The sequence below is a fragment of the Paenibacillus luteus genome, from assembly GCF_006542765.1.
Classification (GTDB): domain Bacteria; phylum Bacillota; class Bacilli; order Paenibacillales; family Paenibacillaceae; genus Pristimantibacillus; species Pristimantibacillus luteus.
Genome location: NZ_SKCD01000029.1, coordinates 49,531 through 65,430 on the forward strand (window position 1 = coordinate 49,531; position 15,900 = coordinate 65,430).

15 protein-coding genes are annotated in these 15,900 nt (G+C 46.4%); 11 read left to right on the plus strand and 4 right to left on the minus strand.

Annotated elements, in window-relative coordinates; genetic code table 11:
* The first annotated feature begins 2 nt into the window (after positions 1 to 2).
* From E0496_RS21500 to E0496_RS21545, 10 genes are all read left to right on the plus strand, one after another.
* Positions 3 to 977 carry a CehA/McbA family metallohydrolase gene (locus E0496_RS21500; RefSeq protein WP_141503851.1) on the plus strand — a complete coding sequence of 325 codons (975 nt, stop codon included), beginning with the start codon at positions 3 to 5 and terminating at the stop codon, positions 975 to 977.
* Entirely contained in the window at positions 974 to 2,083 is a 1,110-nt protein-coding gene (phnW, locus tag E0496_RS21505; RefSeq protein ID WP_141503852.1) for a 2-aminoethylphosphonate--pyruvate transaminase, read from the plus strand. Before E0496_RS21500 ends, phnW begins: the two co-directional genes overlap by 4 nt.
* Positions 2,070 to 2,894: a phosphonoacetaldehyde hydrolase gene (gene phnX / locus E0496_RS21510; RefSeq protein WP_241674919.1), complete on the plus strand. Its 825-nt coding sequence runs from the start codon at positions 2,070 to 2,072 to the stop codon at positions 2,892 to 2,894. The genes phnW and phnX overlap by 14 nt, the downstream gene beginning before the upstream one ends.
* Positions 2,875 to 4,233 (plus strand): aspartate aminotransferase family protein, encoded by a 1,359-nt coding sequence (locus tag E0496_RS21515; protein ID WP_141503853.1) that lies wholly within the window; start codon positions 2,875 to 2,877, stop codon positions 4,231 to 4,233. Before phnX ends, E0496_RS21515 begins: the two co-directional genes overlap by 20 nt.
* A gap of 148 nt (positions 4,234 to 4,381) precedes the next feature.
* Positions 4,382 to 5,761: an ABC transporter substrate-binding protein gene (locus E0496_RS21520; protein WP_141503854.1), complete on the plus strand. Its 1,380-nt coding sequence runs from the start codon at positions 4,382 to 4,384 to the stop codon at positions 5,759 to 5,761.
* Between the two features lie 81 nt (positions 5,762 to 5,842).
* Complete coding sequence (locus E0496_RS21525; protein WP_141503855.1) at positions 5,843 to 6,781, plus strand: carbohydrate ABC transporter permease; 939 nt, start codon at positions 5,843 to 5,845, stop codon at positions 6,779 to 6,781.
* Between the two features lie 9 nt (positions 6,782 to 6,790).
* Positions 6,791 to 7,621: a carbohydrate ABC transporter permease gene (locus E0496_RS21530; protein WP_141503856.1), complete on the plus strand. Its 831-nt coding sequence runs from the start codon at positions 6,791 to 6,793 to the stop codon at positions 7,619 to 7,621.
* Entirely contained in the window at positions 7,618 to 8,733 is a 1,116-nt protein-coding gene (locus E0496_RS21535; RefSeq protein ID WP_141503857.1) for an ABC transporter ATP-binding protein, read from the plus strand. The genes E0496_RS21530 and E0496_RS21535 overlap by 4 nt, the downstream gene beginning before the upstream one ends.
* Before the next feature lie 18 nt (positions 8,734 to 8,751).
* On the plus strand, positions 8,752 to 9,555 hold the full coding sequence (locus tag E0496_RS21540) for a histidinol-phosphatase HisJ family protein (RefSeq protein WP_141503858.1): 804 nt from the start codon (positions 8,752 to 8,754) through the stop codon (positions 9,553 to 9,555).
* A 138-nt stretch (positions 9,556 to 9,693) separates the two neighbouring features.
* Positions 9,694 to 10,935, plus strand: a complete 1,242-nt coding sequence (locus tag E0496_RS21545; protein WP_141503859.1) for an MFS transporter — start codon at positions 9,694 to 9,696, stop codon at positions 10,933 to 10,935.
* A gap of 100 nt (positions 10,936 to 11,035) precedes the next feature.
* On the opposite strand, the gene E0496_RS21550 is transcribed toward E0496_RS21545, so the two are convergent.
* From E0496_RS21550 to E0496_RS21560, 3 genes are read right to left on the minus strand one after another with little or no spacing between them, the layout of a single operon-like run.
* Positions 11,036 to 11,809, minus strand: coding sequence for an ABC transporter permease (locus E0496_RS21550; protein WP_141503860.1), 774 nt, complete (start codon positions 11,807 to 11,809; stop codon positions 11,036 to 11,038).
* The gene (locus E0496_RS21555) at positions 11,806 to 12,792 is read right to left on the minus strand and encodes an Ldh family oxidoreductase (RefSeq protein ID WP_141503861.1); all 987 of its coding nucleotides are present in this window, start codon (positions 12,790 to 12,792) and stop codon (positions 11,806 to 11,808) included. The genes E0496_RS21550 and E0496_RS21555 overlap by 4 nt, the downstream gene beginning before the upstream one ends.
* Before the next feature lie 16 nt (positions 12,793 to 12,808).
* The gene (locus E0496_RS21560; protein WP_141503862.1) at positions 12,809 to 13,852 is read right to left on the minus strand and encodes an aliphatic sulfonate ABC transporter substrate-binding protein; all 1,044 of its coding nucleotides are present in this window, start codon (positions 13,850 to 13,852) and stop codon (positions 12,809 to 12,811) included.
* 117 nt (positions 13,853 to 13,969) lie between these two features.
* Here E0496_RS21560 and E0496_RS21565 point away from each other — a divergent pair, with 117 nt between their 5' ends.
* Complete coding sequence (locus E0496_RS21565; protein ID WP_161601513.1) at positions 13,970 to 14,884, plus strand: LysR family transcriptional regulator; 915 nt, start codon at positions 13,970 to 13,972, stop codon at positions 14,882 to 14,884.
* Positions 14,885 to 14,927: 43 nt separating this feature from the next.
* Here the strand turns inward: E0496_RS21565 and E0496_RS21570 are convergent, their stop codons facing one another.
* The gene (locus E0496_RS21570) at positions 14,928 to 15,692 is read right to left on the minus strand and encodes an ABC transporter ATP-binding protein (protein ID WP_141503864.1); all 765 of its coding nucleotides are present in this window, start codon (positions 15,690 to 15,692) and stop codon (positions 14,928 to 14,930) included.
* Positions 15,693 to 15,900 lie beyond the last annotated feature (208 nt).

A 15,900-nucleotide genomic window follows, 5' to 3' on the forward strand; every position in this document is an offset into this window, starting at 1 on the left:
CAATGAGAGATGCAATGATATTAAACGCGGGGCGTCAAAAATATAAAGGTAACATTCATTCGCACTCTATTCGCAGCGATGGCGAATATACGGTAGAGCAAATGAGAGAGGCTTATCGCACAAAGGACTATGATTTTATGTGCTTAAGCGACCATGAAATCTATTTCCAAAGCGATGCGTACGACACGGAAGCATTTATTATGCTGGATGGCTATGAAATGGCTTGTGAAATGGAACGTGAAACGACGTGGCAACAATATCACTTGCATGGACTTTTGGATCGCTCGCTGCTGGCCGAGATGCCCTTTCAGCACGATGAGGTGCATGCTAAGCCGGATTATGAGAGCTTGGATACGATTCAGCGATTAATTGATGAGATGAGAAGCAAAGGAAATCTCGTCATTATGAATCATCCGGAATGGTCCAAGAACCGAGAAGAGGATCTGCTGAAGCTTGAAGGGTATGCGGCAATTGAAATCTATAATCACCAATCCGAAATTCAAGAGGCGGTAGGCTACGGCGTATCTTATTGGGACTATGTTCTGAAGTGGGGCAAGCGGGTCAACGCTATTGCGGCAGACGATGCCCACGGCGGTCCGACGGACATGGCGGTATCCGAGTTTTATGGAGGCTGGATTGTCGTTGAGAGCGAACGATTAGGGCAGCAAGCGATTATTGATGCGATAAAAGCTGGCCAATATTATAGCTCCAATGGTCCGAAAATTTATGATCTGCGCATTGAGAACAACAGACTGAAAGTCGTGTGCTCGCCTGTTCGGAGCATTCGGTTTATTACTTTTCCGAACAATGGTTTGGCGGAAATGGACCCTACCGGCGTAAACATCACCGAAGCTGAGTATTTTATTCAAAATGATGAGCAATATGTACGAGTGGAATGCGTAGATGCCTGTGGAAAAGTAGCGTGGAGCAATCCCATCTATCCTAAATACGAGCTGCAGCTGCAGGAGGAACTATGAGCAACCCCTATTTATTATTGACGCCTGGGCCCTTATCGACAACGCCAACGGTTAAAGAGGCAATGCAAAAGGATTGGTGTACGTGGGATCAAGAATATAAAGCGATTGTTGAACAGATTCGTCAGCAGCTGCTAGAGGTTGGCTGTGCATCTAAGGATCATTATACGGCAGTGTTTATGCAGGGCAGCGGCACCTTCGGTGTGGAAGCGACGCTTGGCTCGGTCATTCCGAGTGACGGCAAACTGCTAGTGCTGATAAACGGCGCTTATGGGAAGCGTATGGAGGACATTGCAAGGGTACTCTGCATCCCGCATCTTTCCCTCGAGTTTAAACCTAATGAACCGGTTGATCCGCTTGTTGTGGAAAGGAAGCTGATTGAGGAACCGTCGATTACGCATGTGGCTATGGTCCATTGCGAGACGACGACAGGCATTTTAAATCCGCTTGAGGCGGTGATGGATGCCATTAAACGAAATCGTCGTCTAGCCATCATCGATGCGATGAGCAGCTTTGGCGGAATTCCAATCGCAGTAGAAGAGCTGCAGATTGACTTTGTCATAAGCAGCGCGAATAAATGCATCCAAGGCGTTCCTGGCTTCAGCTTTATTCTATGCAAAAGGGATGAGCTCATGAAGTGCAAAGGGAGAGCACGCTCGTTATCGCTGGATTTGTATGATCAGTGGGAGACGATGGAAAAGGATTCCGGCAAATGGCGGTTCACTTCGCCAACGCACGTCGTACATGCTTTTAAGCAAGCGCTCAAGGAACTAGCGGAAGAGGGCGGGGTAGAAGCTCGCCATGAACGATATCGCACAAACCAGCAAATCGTCGTGGATGGGATGACGCAAGCTGGCTTCGAAGCCTACTTGCCAAAGGAGCTGCAGTCACCGCTTATTACAACTTTCTTATATCCAACGCATATTCCGTTTACATTTGAGCATTTTTACAACTTTCTGAAGTTGGCTGGTTATGTCATTTATCCTGGTAAATTAACAGATATTAATGTATTTCGCATTGGGAATATGGGAGATGTGCATGCAGAGGATATGGAACGTTTGATTGAGCACACATTACGTTTTGTGGGAGAGAGCAATGATGAGAATTGAAGGCGTTATATTGGATTGGGCAGGAACGACAGTTGATTATGGCTGCTTTGCGCCGGTGCAGGTATTTAGCCATATTTTTGAGGAGATCGGCATTCCATTAACGATGGAGGAAGTTCGCGCTCCTATGGGGCAATTGAAGTGGGATCACATTCAGTCTCTGCTGCAAATGCCAAGAATAGCAGCTGAATTTCAAGCGAAATTCGGCCGCAGCTATTCGGAAGCGGATATTGATGAGCTGCATGAGCGGTTTGAGCCTAGACTGCTGGCCATACTCTCGCAATTCGGAGAGCCTAATCCCTATGTTGTAGAGACCGTAGACCTGCTCAGACGGCAAGGCTTGAAAATCGGTGCAACTACAGGCTATACCTCGGCCATGCTATCCATCGTGGCGAAAGCGGCTAAGCAAAACGGTTATGAGCCTGACCATTGGGTAACCCCTGATCTGGTTATGGATAAAGGCAGACCTTATCCTTACATGATCTATGAGAATATGAAGCAGCTTAGCCTGCGCCATCATGCGCAAGTGGTTAAGGTCGGAGATACAACCTCTGACATGCAAGAGGCGAATAGTGCTGGCGTGTGGGCGATCGGTATCGTAAAAGGCAGCTCGATGCTCGGGTTAACGGAGGCCGAGGTGCAGCAGCTTTCGCCGGAGGAAGAACGTCATATGGTCGCTTCTGTGAGTAAGGCGTATAGGGAAGCAGGAGCGCATGCCGTTATCGAAGACATTTCTCAGCTGCCTGCGATGATTGAGCAAATCAATGAACGATTGATGAATAAGGAGCTGCCATATGGAAATCCGCATCAATAGCCGCATAGAAGGAGATATCAATGGAACGGATGCCCGCCAAGCTTGGCAAGACGAGCATCTAAGCGAAGAGACGCTTGCTGTACTGGAACAGGACAGCAAGCTTTTTCTTCATCAGTCGATGTCTACGCCATGCTTAAATGCGATTGTAAAAGCAGAGGGCATCTACATTGAGGATCAAGATGGGCGCAAAGTAATTGATTTTCATGGAAACAGCGTTCACCAGGTTGGCTACAAAAACGAGTATGTGATGAATGCAATCATTGCTCAAATGCATCAGCTGCCGTTTCTGCCGCGCCGATATACGAGCCAGATTGCGATTAAACTGGCGCAGAAGCTAACCCAGCTGGCGCCGGGGGATTTAAACAAGGTGCTGTTTGCGCCAGGCGGCACCAGTGCGATTGGCATAGCGCTGAAGCTTGCGCGCCGGGCAACTGGCAAGCACAAAACGATTTCGACTTGGGATTCCTTCCATGGCGCAAGCTTGGATGCGATTTCCGTTGGAGGAGAAGCTGTATTCAGAAGCGGGATCGGGCCGCTGATGTCCGGAACGGAGCATATGATGCCCTATAACAGCTATCGTTCAATCTTTGGCGAAGGAGAAGAGGCTAACAACCGGAATCTGGATTATTTAAGCTACATGCTAGAGAGAGAAGAGGATGTATGTGCGGTTATTCTTGAGCCGATTCGCAGCACGGATGTACAGATTCCGAGCATTGCTTATATGCAGCGCCTTCGTCAAATCTGCGATGAGTATGGCGTGCTGCTCATACTGGATGAAATACCGACGGCGCTCGGCCGTACGGGCACCATGTTCGTTCACGAGCATTATGGCATTGTGCCGGATATCGTCGTTATTGGCAAAGGGTTTGGCGGCGGGATTTTCCCAATGGCAGGCATTATCGCTAGAGAGCATCTCGATATTGCAGGCGATATTTCCCTTGGGCATTATACGCATGAGAAAAGCGCCGTAGGCTGCGCGGCTGCACTGGCCACCATTGAATTCATCGAAAAGGAAAACCTGCTTGAGCATGCACAAAATATGGAGCAATGGCTAATTGTTCAGCTTCGGAAGCTGCAGGAGAAGTATGCCGTCATAGGCGATGTTCGGGTGAAAGGGATGCTGGCCGCAATCGAACTCGTATCCGACCGGGAGACGAAAGAGAAGGAAGTTGTAGGTGCTGAAAAGGTTCTCTATGAATGCTTATCCCGCGGGCTTAGCTTTAAGGTGTCCAGCGGAAATGTGATTACGCTTGTTCCGCCATTAATAACAAGCGTGAAGCAAATGGAAGAAGCAATGGCCATTCTAGATCAAGCGCTTGAGCATGTATTCATCTCGTAAATCTGATTGGTTAACTTGAAAACAACAACATCACAATTAAAAAAATAATAAAACAATTTATTAATGTGTAATTGACACAGTTTTTACAATTCTCCTTTATAGTTTAGTTAAGCCAGTGAGAACTGGAAAACGAGGAGGGTTTACAAGAATGAAGAAGCTTGCACTTGGATTAGTTAGTGTAATAACAAGTATGACATTGTTAGCAGGATGTAGTACAGGCTCAAATTCTGGCGTTGCTGCAAATGGCGGCGCAGAAGCTTCTAGCAATGGCGAGAAAATGAAAGAAGTCGTCATCTCCGTTCGCGAGAACACATGGGGAGCGCGGAAGGATAATTTCCTAGAAGCAGAAAAACGCGTGAACGAAGAACTAAAGGCGGAGAATGTACAAATAAAAATAGACTGGTGGCCTGGCATTGGCGATGATGAGCTGATCTTGCAGGCACAAGCGAATAAGGTAGCCGATGTATTTATTAACTCCAGCGTGGATATTGGGTGGCAGTTAAATGCCGGACTCATTCGCGATGTAGACTGGGTTGGAACATCTGACGTGTTCAAAAACATGCCGGAATCCTACAATAACATCATGAAATACGAAGACCACTACTACGGCGTTATTCAGGATATGGATGCCTCTCCCGTATTCATTAGCCGGAAAGCGTTGGAGGGCCTTGGATGGACAGCCGCACAAATCGATGAGTTGAAGGCTCGCGTGGATGCTGGCATCTTTACCTTCGGAGAGCTGGTTGATCTTGCAGATGAGGCTGCAAAGCAGAAGCTAGTCAAAATCGGCTTCGGAGTTGAGGATACAAGGTTTGAAGGCTGGAACTATACATTCGACAACTATAATTATAGTGCGGAAGAGAACAAGATGGTGCTGTCGAAAAACACAGAGAAGGTTTATGAATTTTGGCAGGATGCGAAGCAGCGCGGCGTAGTTACGGAGGGCATTGCTGAGATCGATACGGACAAGGCTGCCGAGCTGTTCATTAAAGGCGAACTGTTCGCTGAATTTGCCCGTACGGAATTCTATCAAGTGATGCGTACGCAGCTTGGCATGGATGAGGACTTGACTGGTTATGAAGCTTGGTTTAAGGAAAATGCGATTTGGATTCCGGTTCCTTCGGTAGAGCAAGGCGGAAAACCTGTGTCCTACAGCAACCCTGCATTGGTCTACGTAGGAGCTAAGGTTGACGACGAGAAGATGCCGTATGTTCAGAAGCTGATTGAGCACGTACTGGATGCAGACCTGCAAATTAATCATACGCTAAAAAGCGGTAAGCTTCCTGTAACAGCTGCTGCACAAGAAGACCCGCGCTTCCAAGAAATGAGCTTCTATAAAGATCATGCTTACTTAATCGAGTTTACCAAAACGCGTCCGGCCCAAATGGATTATGCGGTCTATATGAAATCGTTCACGCTTGGCATTGATGCCATTCTGACCAAAGGCCAAACCGCAGCTCAAGCGTTTGAGCTATTCCAGAAGGATGTCAAACAAAACGTACCAGCGGACAGTCTCATTGTAGAATAACGATGATACCGAGAAGGTGCTCTGCTTATTAGAGCGCCTTTCCGTATATTTTGCTTATAGGAAGCAGGTGCAGATCTCATTATGGAGATCCCAGTGACTTTAGCCAAGAAGCCTTACAAGAAGCCTTTAGCCAAAAAAATGTATCCATACTTTTTCATTATGCCCTTTGCGCTGCTCGTGCTCGTATTTTTCATTCTTCCAGCGATTGCGACCATCATGATGTCCTTCACGGATTTGAATGCATCAATGAAAATCAATTTTGTTGGCTTCGATAATTTCAAACGGATTTTTACCGATTACAGCATGCCCCAAATTTTATGGAACACTGTTTTGTTTGCCGTTATTACACTTGTATTCTCTTTGTTTTTTGGTTTGTTTATATCGATCGCAACCCAGTATTTCTTAAAGGGCAAATTGGCGGCAGTCATTTATCGTGTCCTATGGTTAATTCCGAGCATCATTCCTGCTGTTGTATATGTGACGTTCTGGAAGTATTTATTCGACCCTACGGGGGATGGGCTTATCAATAAGGTTCTACATCTTTTCCAGCCAGAAGGCGATCCCATTTCGTGGTTTACAAAAATCGCGATGGCAATCGTAATCATTGCAACGATCGTTTCTACAACTTCAGGAGGCATGATTCTATTATCGGCTGCAATCAGCTCCATACCTGAGGATCTGTATAAGGCTGCCAAAGTAGATGGAGCAAGCGAGAAATCGGTCATTACCAAAATCATTCTTCCTTCATTAAAGTGGCCGTTAATGTATATTACGATATCAGATCTCATCGGCTTTGTGTCCTCCTACTTCTTCATCCTGCTGCTGACCAATGGCGGACCTATGCGAGACACGACAACGTTATCTCTATACGCGTACCAGCAGGCTTTTAATTTGAAATATTATGGATACGGCGCTGCTCTTTCACTGCTGGTTGTGCTGATCTCGCTTATTTTGACATTATGGCTGCTGAGGCTGTTTGATTTCGATGAAATGATCAAGCCATCGCGCATTGAGGATTAGGAGGCCATTATGTCGACAAGTATTGCAAAAAAACTGCTCGTACACACGTATATGCTGCTCTTTACGATGCCTATCATTGGAATGATTATCTGGTATTTTCTCTCAGCTACTTTTAATGGCACAACGGGGCAATTTACGCTGGAGAACTTCAATTTTGTAAAAGAGCCAATCGAATATGCAGGTGTTGTTCTGCCGGCGATTTGGCCCATCGTACTTAATACATTAGTCTATTCGATTCTAATTGTTATCATTGAAGTCGGCATTGCTGTACCCACTGCCTATGCATTCTCCAGGCTTGATTTCACAGGCAAGCTGGCTGCTATGAAGTTTCTGTTCCTAATGCGCTCCTTCCCAGGTATTACGCTCATTATCGCTACGTTTTTTATCCTCGTTCAAATGAATTTGGTGAATACGTATATAGGCGTTATTCTCGTTGCCATTACGGGATCATTGCCAGGTCGTGTGTATATTATGAAAGGCTTCTTCGATGAAGTGCCTTGGGATTTGGAATGGGCGGCCATGGTAGATGGATGCTCGAGATTTCGTGCCCTCATGAAAGTACTCGTACCGTACGTTTTACCGGGCATTGGAGCGATATCCGTGTTCTCCTTCTTGGGCGCCTACGGCGAATGGTTTCTGTTCAAGCTATTTATCTTCGATGACAATATGCTGACACTGGCCGGTTATCTATCTCGCTTGGTCACGAAGGAAAATGTCATTTTGAACTACGGATTAATTACGGCGATTGGTTTGTTTTATACGATCCCGCTAGTCGTTTTCTATATCTTTACCCAGAAAGTATTTCTGAAGATCAATATGGGAGGAGCAAAGCAGGTATGATTTCTCTTAAAAATATCGTAAAAGATTATGATGGTAAGCAAATCGGAAGCCGCGCGGTTGACGGATTGAATCTCGAAATTGCAAAGGGTGAGTTTGTTGCGCTGCTAGGCCCATCTGGCTGCGGAAAAACGACAACGCTAATGATGCTGGCAGGGCTGCTGAAGCCAACCTCCGGTGAAATTTATTTCAAGGATAAGCTGGTCAATCATGTGGAACCGAAGGATCGGAATATTGGGATGGTGTTTCAATCCTACGCGTTGTATCCTCATTTGACGGTTCGTGACAACATTGCATTCCCGCTTCGCGAGCGGAAGATGGCTAAGAAGGAAGCCTATGAACGTGCACTCGCAACGAGTAAAATATTGCAGATCGATCATCTGCTCGACCGCAAGCCTTCGCAGCTGTCAGGCGGTCAGCAGCAGCGTGTCGCCATGGCGCGCGCGTTGTCCAAGGACCCGGAAATTCTACTGCTGGATGAGCCGATGTCAAATTTGGACTCGCGATTAAAGCTGGATGTCCGGGACGAAATTCGCAAAATCCAGCGTAAATTAGGCGTCACGACGATTATTGTTACGCATGACCAGGAGGAAGCTTTAGCGATCTCCGATCGCGTAGCCATTCTTAATGGCGGAAAAATTCAGCAATACGCGCCTCCGAATGAGCTGTTCAATCATCCCTCTAATCTGTTTGTTGGCAGCTTTCTAGGCAATCCGCCTATGAACCTGATTGACGGAGTCTTAGAGAAGAGAGACGAACAACAGTGGGTGAAGACGAAGCTGTTCGAACTGGAAATTCCACAGTCGCGCAGGCTGGAGGCGCAGCATATCGGGAAAGAGGTCAAGCTTGGCATACGCCCGCATGATTTGTTCATTACAGATCAGCCAAATGAAGCAGCGATTAGACTGCAAATTGATCTGATTGAGCATCTAGGCAATGGGCAATTAATCAAACTGACGGATCCCGCTGGTAAGTCCGATATGATGATTCGTCTGCTGACGGATAATGAGAAGCAGCTAAAGGAACGCGAGGCGATCTCAATCGGCATAAAGCCGAATAAATTTCATCTGTTCGATATGACAGACGAAGGGCGCAATTTGCTGCAGTTTCAATAGAAGGAGAAGGAGTAAAGAATGACAATACCACATCTCTTAATCGATCAGCATGTGCATTCCAATTATTCACCTGACTCGAACTCAACCCTGGAAGAGCTTGTTCGATCTTCGCTTGCGCTTGGGAAGGCTGCTATCTATACGACAGACCATATAGAATATGATTGTAAATATTTCAAGCAGGATGTTCAGATTGACTGGGAGAGCTACCATAAAGAAATGGAAGAGCTGTTACGGCATTATGCCATTGAGATTCGCAAAGGCGTTGAGGTCGGCTTTCGAAGCGATTATAAAGACATCATAAATGACTATTTGGCTCAGCATGAGTTTGACGTTATTTTGTTGTCTGCGCATAATGACGGAAGGCTGGATTTCTCCGAAAAGGCTTTTCATGACAAGCCGATTCAGCAGCGGCTAAAGCATTATTTTACACATGTGCGAGAGGCTGTCGACCAGATGGACAATTACGATATCGTAGCTCATTTGGATTATATGGTGAGGTATACGACATTTCCGGTGTACGAAGAGGATATCGCTGCTTGCAAGCCTATTTTGTACGATATATTGAAGCTAATATTGGAGAAGCAAAAGGTTCTTGAACTGAATACGACCGGACTATATCGGCAAGGCTGGATTCATCCTCATTCGTATATTCTCGACATGTATTTAGATTTAGGCGGCAGAGCCGTATCCATCGGCTCGGATGCCCATCAGGTCGGGCATCTCGAGCAAGGCTTTGCAGAAGCTATCGAGCTGCTGCATAGCAAAGGGATTCGAGAGGTGGTGCAATTTAAGGGAAGAATCCCCTATTCCGTATCGATATAAGTTGGACTACAATGTCTAGTTTGGCTGACAAAGATAGATATTCACAGCTTCTTAACTTGAAGTTAACACTAGCATGACCATGCTCCCCTACTGACATGTTAAAATTGCGAAGATTGACGAGATAGGGGAGAGGTATACATGAAGCTAAGCGGAGAAGAAAGATCGTGGATCTTGTATGATTGCGGGAATTCGGCTTATTCCATGGCGGTTACAACGGCGCTGCTGCCGATTGTATTTGGAATGTTTACTCATGTAAACAGCAGCATGGACCTAGGTTATTTTAATTCGTTAGCAAGTATCATTGTTGCGGTGCTAAGTCCGATATTAGGCACATTAGCTGACTATAAGGATAAGAAAAAGCGCTTCTTTCTATTTTTTGCACTGGTCGGCATTCTCTCGACGCTGTCGCTAGCCTTTATTTCGCCGGATAGCGGCCAGTGGCAGCTGCTAATTCTATTTTATGTTTTATCAGCTATTGGCTTTGCTGGATCTAATATTTTTTATGATTCGTTTCTAGTGGATGTAACGAAGGATGCTCGCATGGACAAGGTTTCTTCTATAGGCTTTGCATATGGTTATATAAGTAGCGTTATTCCTTTCGGGATCAGCATGGCGTTAATTTTCTTGATGGGCATGGATAAAGCCATTGGTTATCAAATCGGCTTTGTGATTACGGCACTATGGTGGGGATTACTCACGATTCCGATGGTGAGGGATGTACAGCAGCGTTACTATGTTGAGCCGGAGCCTCGACCGATTTTAAATAGCTTCAAAAGGCTTGCGGGAACGTTCAGACAAATTCGCAGCTATAAGATGGTGTTTATCTTTTTAATTGCTTATTTTTGTTATATTGATGGAGTCGATACGATTATTAAAATGGTAGTGCCTTATGCTACAGCGGTGCTGGGAGCGGATTCGCTTGATACGTTTACGTTGCTCGGCATCTTATTAATCATTCAGGTTATTGCGTTTCCATGCGCTATACTCTATGGGAATTTAGCGAATAAATATTCGACAAGAACCATGATTATTGTAGGGATTATCACCTATATCGTGTCTTGTGTAGCCGCATTTTTTATTTCGTCCGTATGGCATATTTTTATTCTTGGTGCGCTAATTGGTTCCGCACAAGGCGGCATACAAGCATTAAGCCGATCCTACTTTGCCAAAATCATACCGAAGGAAAACTCCAATGAATTTTTTGGTTTCTACAATATATTCGGCAAATTCGCAGCGATTCTCGGGCCTTTTATTATGTCGATAACGACGACAGTGACCGGTAACGCTAAGCTCAGTATTTTATCCATTATTCCGCTTTTCATTATTGGGTTGCTTGTATTCTTGACGCTGCCAAAGGAGAAGAGTATCGAGGTCATTTGACGCTATAGAAAAACAATAGGCGCAGCCTACCGCTATAAGCGGCATGCTGCGCCTGTTCTCCGTTCTTTGCACATGGGAAGGATGGCGATAGAGACAGCCTCTAACCCTTGTAATTGTCGCTCCAGCGCAATAAGTAGATCTCAAGCTTGCGAACGAGCGAATCGGTGAGCTTGCCAACGGATGCAAAAATAACAATGCCGACAAACACGACCTCCGTCTGAGCAAACTGGCGGGCATCGGAGATCATATAGCCAACGCCTGCGTTTGCTCCCATCAGCTCAGCGACAATCAGGCTTAGCCACGCAGTGCCTAGAGATAACCGAATTCCGAGCAATAGATTGGGCATAGCAGCGGGCAGGATGAGCCGGGTAACCTGCTTGAACTTGCTGAATTCGAGTACTCGCGAGACTTCAATTAACTTGGAGTCTACGCTGCGGATGCCTAGAAAAGTATTTAAATAAATAGGGAAGAAGGCTCCCATTCCGATCAGAAGCACCTTGGAAAACTCACCAAAGCCGAACCACAAAATGAACAGAGGCATAATAGCCAAATGGGGGACGGTCCGAATCATTTGCAGCATAGGGTCAAGGGTCCATTCGGTTTTCTTGTAGAAGCCGACCAGTAGGCCAAAGAAGACGCCAAGTCCGCCGCCGATTAAGAATCCAATTAGCGCGCGCGAAATACTGATGCCAATATTAGACAATAGTACACCGCTGAAGAGCAGGCTAATGAAGCTTTCACCGATTTTGAGCGGAGTTGGGAGCAGTTGGGGAGGCAGCAAGTGCAGCTCTCCGATTAACTGCCAAACCGCCAAAATAATAACAGGTAGCAGGCTGCCGTATAGATACTTCGTATAAGGTTTATAATTTTTCATAGCTGGCTGCGCAGGTAATCAATCGCAGAATGGTGCAGGGTAATGACCCCGGACGCTAAAGCTTCTTGGTACCGCTGCTCCGAGGCTTGTCCAGGATACCTGATTTTGTCCTCATGCCCCTCTGCAAGTGGAAAATGTTCAAGCTCTCCAAGAAAGCCGGAGACCTGCTCCTTGAAAGAATCTACGGTATGCCCGAAAATAGTCGGATCGATTAACTGGATAAAGGCTCCGCGATTTTTCTTAAGCCCTTTCGCTCCAATCGGCACGTTGACGAGCGCTCCGCTAATGATTTCCAGTGCAAGGGAAAGTCCGAAGCCCTTGTATCCGCCGACCGGAGACAACCATTTGACATCCGCAGGATTTTCGGTTGGCTGGCCTTCCTCATCTACTCCCCAGTTCTCAGGTATCGTTTCGCCTTTGAATTTGGCAATGCTGAGATGACCCCACGCCCGCTCCGACATGGCCATATCCAGCACGAACAACGGATTCGTATGCGGGATGGCAATCGCCAGCGGCGTATTGTTCACAGCAGGGCCTTTGCCGCCGGGAGGCGCCATCACGCTCATTCCGCCGTATGCCGAGATCAATGTAATCGCGCCGCGTTCTGCTCCGTACCTTGCAATTACGCCAGCGGTATTGAAGCGGGACACATCGGTGATGCCGATGGTTATGATTTTACGATCAGGGAGAGCGGGAAGGGCGAGGTCAATGGCCTCGCGAGCTACAATACTGCCGAGATCGTAATTTCCGGCAATATGCAGGTAGGAGCCTTCCAACGGGCCTGCCTCATATTTGCCTCTGCCCTCGAATGCGCCTGCCGCCTGCTTGAAAAAAGTAAAGCCGTGCGAGGCATGTCCTCTCAGGTCGGCATCCAAATAATCGCTGGTGATGATTTCTGCCTCATATTCGGTAGCGCCGTACTTCATCAGCACTTTTTTGCCCATATCCTTTAGCTCTTCAATTGAAATGGTGACTGTACTCATGTTTGACGCTCCTAACCTATGATTTATCGTTTTTCAATTCTTCCAATGCTTGATTGATGAATGTATTATCTACAACTTTTGAGACGTCTACAGATTTATTTACGGCTTTTTCTTTAACGAGGAATTCGTTTAATTCGGATTGTGATTTTACAAAATCATCTGAAACCGGAACGGTTGCAAATTGCACATTGGAGATGACAGATTTAACGACGTCAGGGTTTAGCTTGGTGCCTTCAGAGTATATTTTGACGGCTTCATCCAAGTGCTCAGTCTGCCATTGAAGAGTAGTTTGCAAAACTTTCAAGTACGCGACAACAAGCTCAGGATGCTCATCGGCAAATTTAGTGCGCGCAATATGGAAAGCAGGGCTGATATAGTTAAGGGTTGACCCGTCACCCAGCACTTTGGCGCCTTCATCTACCACAGCTGTAGACAGATACGGCTCGCCAATGCCCCAGGCATCTACTGATCCACTTACAAAAGCAGCTTTGGCTTCATCCGCATTTAGTTGGATAATTTCAACATCCTTGGCGGTAAGACCAGCTTTATCTAACAATCGGAACAGGATATCGTAGGCAGCTGTTGCTTTGGCTACAGCAATTTTCTTGCCTTTCAGTGCACTGAGCTCTGTAATCGTACTGTCTTTGGGCAGCAGCAATCCGACATTTTTGGAGCCTGTGCTTCCTACAGCAATTTCCTTAAAAGGAATGTCAGAGATTTGTCCGGTAATAACGCCGGTATTTCCGGTAACAGCGAGGTCAAGGCGGTTGGTGAGGATTGCGTCGAATTGCGCAGGTCCGCCCGGAATATCTACCCAATTGACTTTGGCATTATGTTTGGCAAACTCGTCTTCAAACCATTTTTGCTGCTGGGCGAGAACCAGGGGATGGACAGCATGTTGAACGCCAATATTGACGGTAACCTCTTTAGAGGCGGTTTCCCCTTGGTCGCCACCGGAGGCGGAGGATGAATTGCCGGTATTGTTGTTCTTGCCGCAGGCAGCTAGAGCCAACAGCATGCTTATGGTAAGGAATAGGATGGTTAGTGTTCTTTTGTTCATTATGAAAGACTCCTTTTTATCTAAAGTAAGAACACTATACTATATCCGACTAAACAAGTATAATAACAATGAATAATGCTGGTATAACCAAAAGTTATGGGAAGTGGGCTATTTCCGATGAATATTGAGCAAATAGAATATTTTGTAAACGTAGCAAGAACGGGCTCAATCTCGGCTACAGCTGAAATCTCGCACATCTCTCAAGCCGGAATCAGCAAAGCCATTATGAAGCTGGAAAAGGAAGTTGGCTTTGAGCTGTTCCGCAGAACCAGGTATGGGACGCTGCTGACGGAGAGGGGAAAGGAACTGCTTACTAAAGCGGAGGAGATTTTGTTGAAGCTGCAGGAGTTTAAGGATAAGGTGTCCGGCCAACAGGAACAAATCCATGGGGATATACGTCTTTCGGTCAGTCCTAATTTTATTGCCATTTTGCCTAAGGTAATCATGTCGTTCAAAGCGAACAACCCTTACGTCAAGCTGGAGATTTCCGAAAAGGACTCCGTGGAGATATTGGAGGACATCCGCCATGACCGCAGTGATATGGGCTTGATCTATTTTCACCCCGAGCATACCGAGCAAACAAAGGACCTGTGGCTGACGACGATGGTTGAATCGAGATTAGTGGTGTGCGTAAATAGATCCTCGCTTCTAGCTGCAAGGAGCAGACTTGGCATACCGGATTTATTGGACCAAACCTTTGTAAGCGTGAATGGCAGCTTTTCCCGTTTCTTCATGAAAAAAATGACGCTAAAATATGGTCCTGTACAGGTCGTGTTTACTTCAACTAATCAAGAGGTGCTGAAAAGAACGATTGCCGAAGGCGATGTAATCGGCATCTTTATGGAATTTAATCTTAGGAATGATCCGCTAATTCTAAGCGGAGACATCGTCGCTATTCCGTTAGAAGCCAAGGAGCTGGACCAGGATATTATTCCGCTGGGCTATGCCCACTCCAAGCGCAAGCATTTCTCTATAGCCCATCAGGAGCTTCTTAAATATTTGAAGTGGGAAATGGAGCGGCTGGGGCTATGAAATAAAAAAAAACGCCTCACCCTGTCGGGTGAAGCGGGAAAAGTTAAATGGAGTAGGCCGGCTCTGGCTGTTCCGATTCGCTCAATGCTTCCATGACTTGCTTGCGATACTCCAAGAATGTCGTGGAAGTATGGGAGCGGGGATGCTGCATGGAGATGGGAATGATCTTCTTCACTCTTCCTGGCTTTGACTGCATAACCACAATCCGGTCTGCGAGGAAAATGGCTTCATCAATGTCATGCGTCACGAGCAGCATGGTTGTCTGGTTGCTGCGCCATATATCAAGAAGGGCTTCCTGCATATGATTGCGCGTGAATGCGTCAAGAGCACCAAAAGGCTCGTCCAGCAGCAGCACCTTGGGACTGCGGATGAGCGCGCGCGCAATCGCTACTCGCTGCGACATCCCTCCGGACAATTGTTTAGGAAAAGACTTCTCGAATCCTCCGAGTTTTACCAGCTCGATCATTTCATCTACTGCTTTTCTCACCTTAGGATCCTTCAAAGACAAGTCTGCGGCAATGTTCTTCTCAACAGTCAGCCAGGGGAACAAGCGATGTTCCTGAAAAATAACGCCTCTTTCGATACTTGGCCCTGTGACGGGGGTGTCGTCCAGATTGACGGTGCCTTCGTAGTTGGTATCGAGACCGGCGACGACCTTGAGCAAAGTGCTTTTGCCGCAGCCGCTGGGTCCGATAATGGCCACAAATTCATGGGGCTGCAGCTCCAAATTGATATTATTTAACGCTTGGACATCTGTCCCCTGTGAGGAAAAAACTTTAGAAACATGGTTGATTTTTACAGTAGCCATCTATGGAATCACCTCGAAGTGTTCTAGTTTTGAATAAAGGTACTGTATTTATTTCTAAAAGTCAATGTAAGCTCGTTGCTTCTGTCAATCGTCTGTGAAAATGTCACCTTAACTGTGCTATGAAAATGTCACTCTTTAGTTTGGAGGCCGCCCTTACCAGGAGGCCTCTGAATAATGGTTATGTTGTGAATACATGACGTCTTGGAAC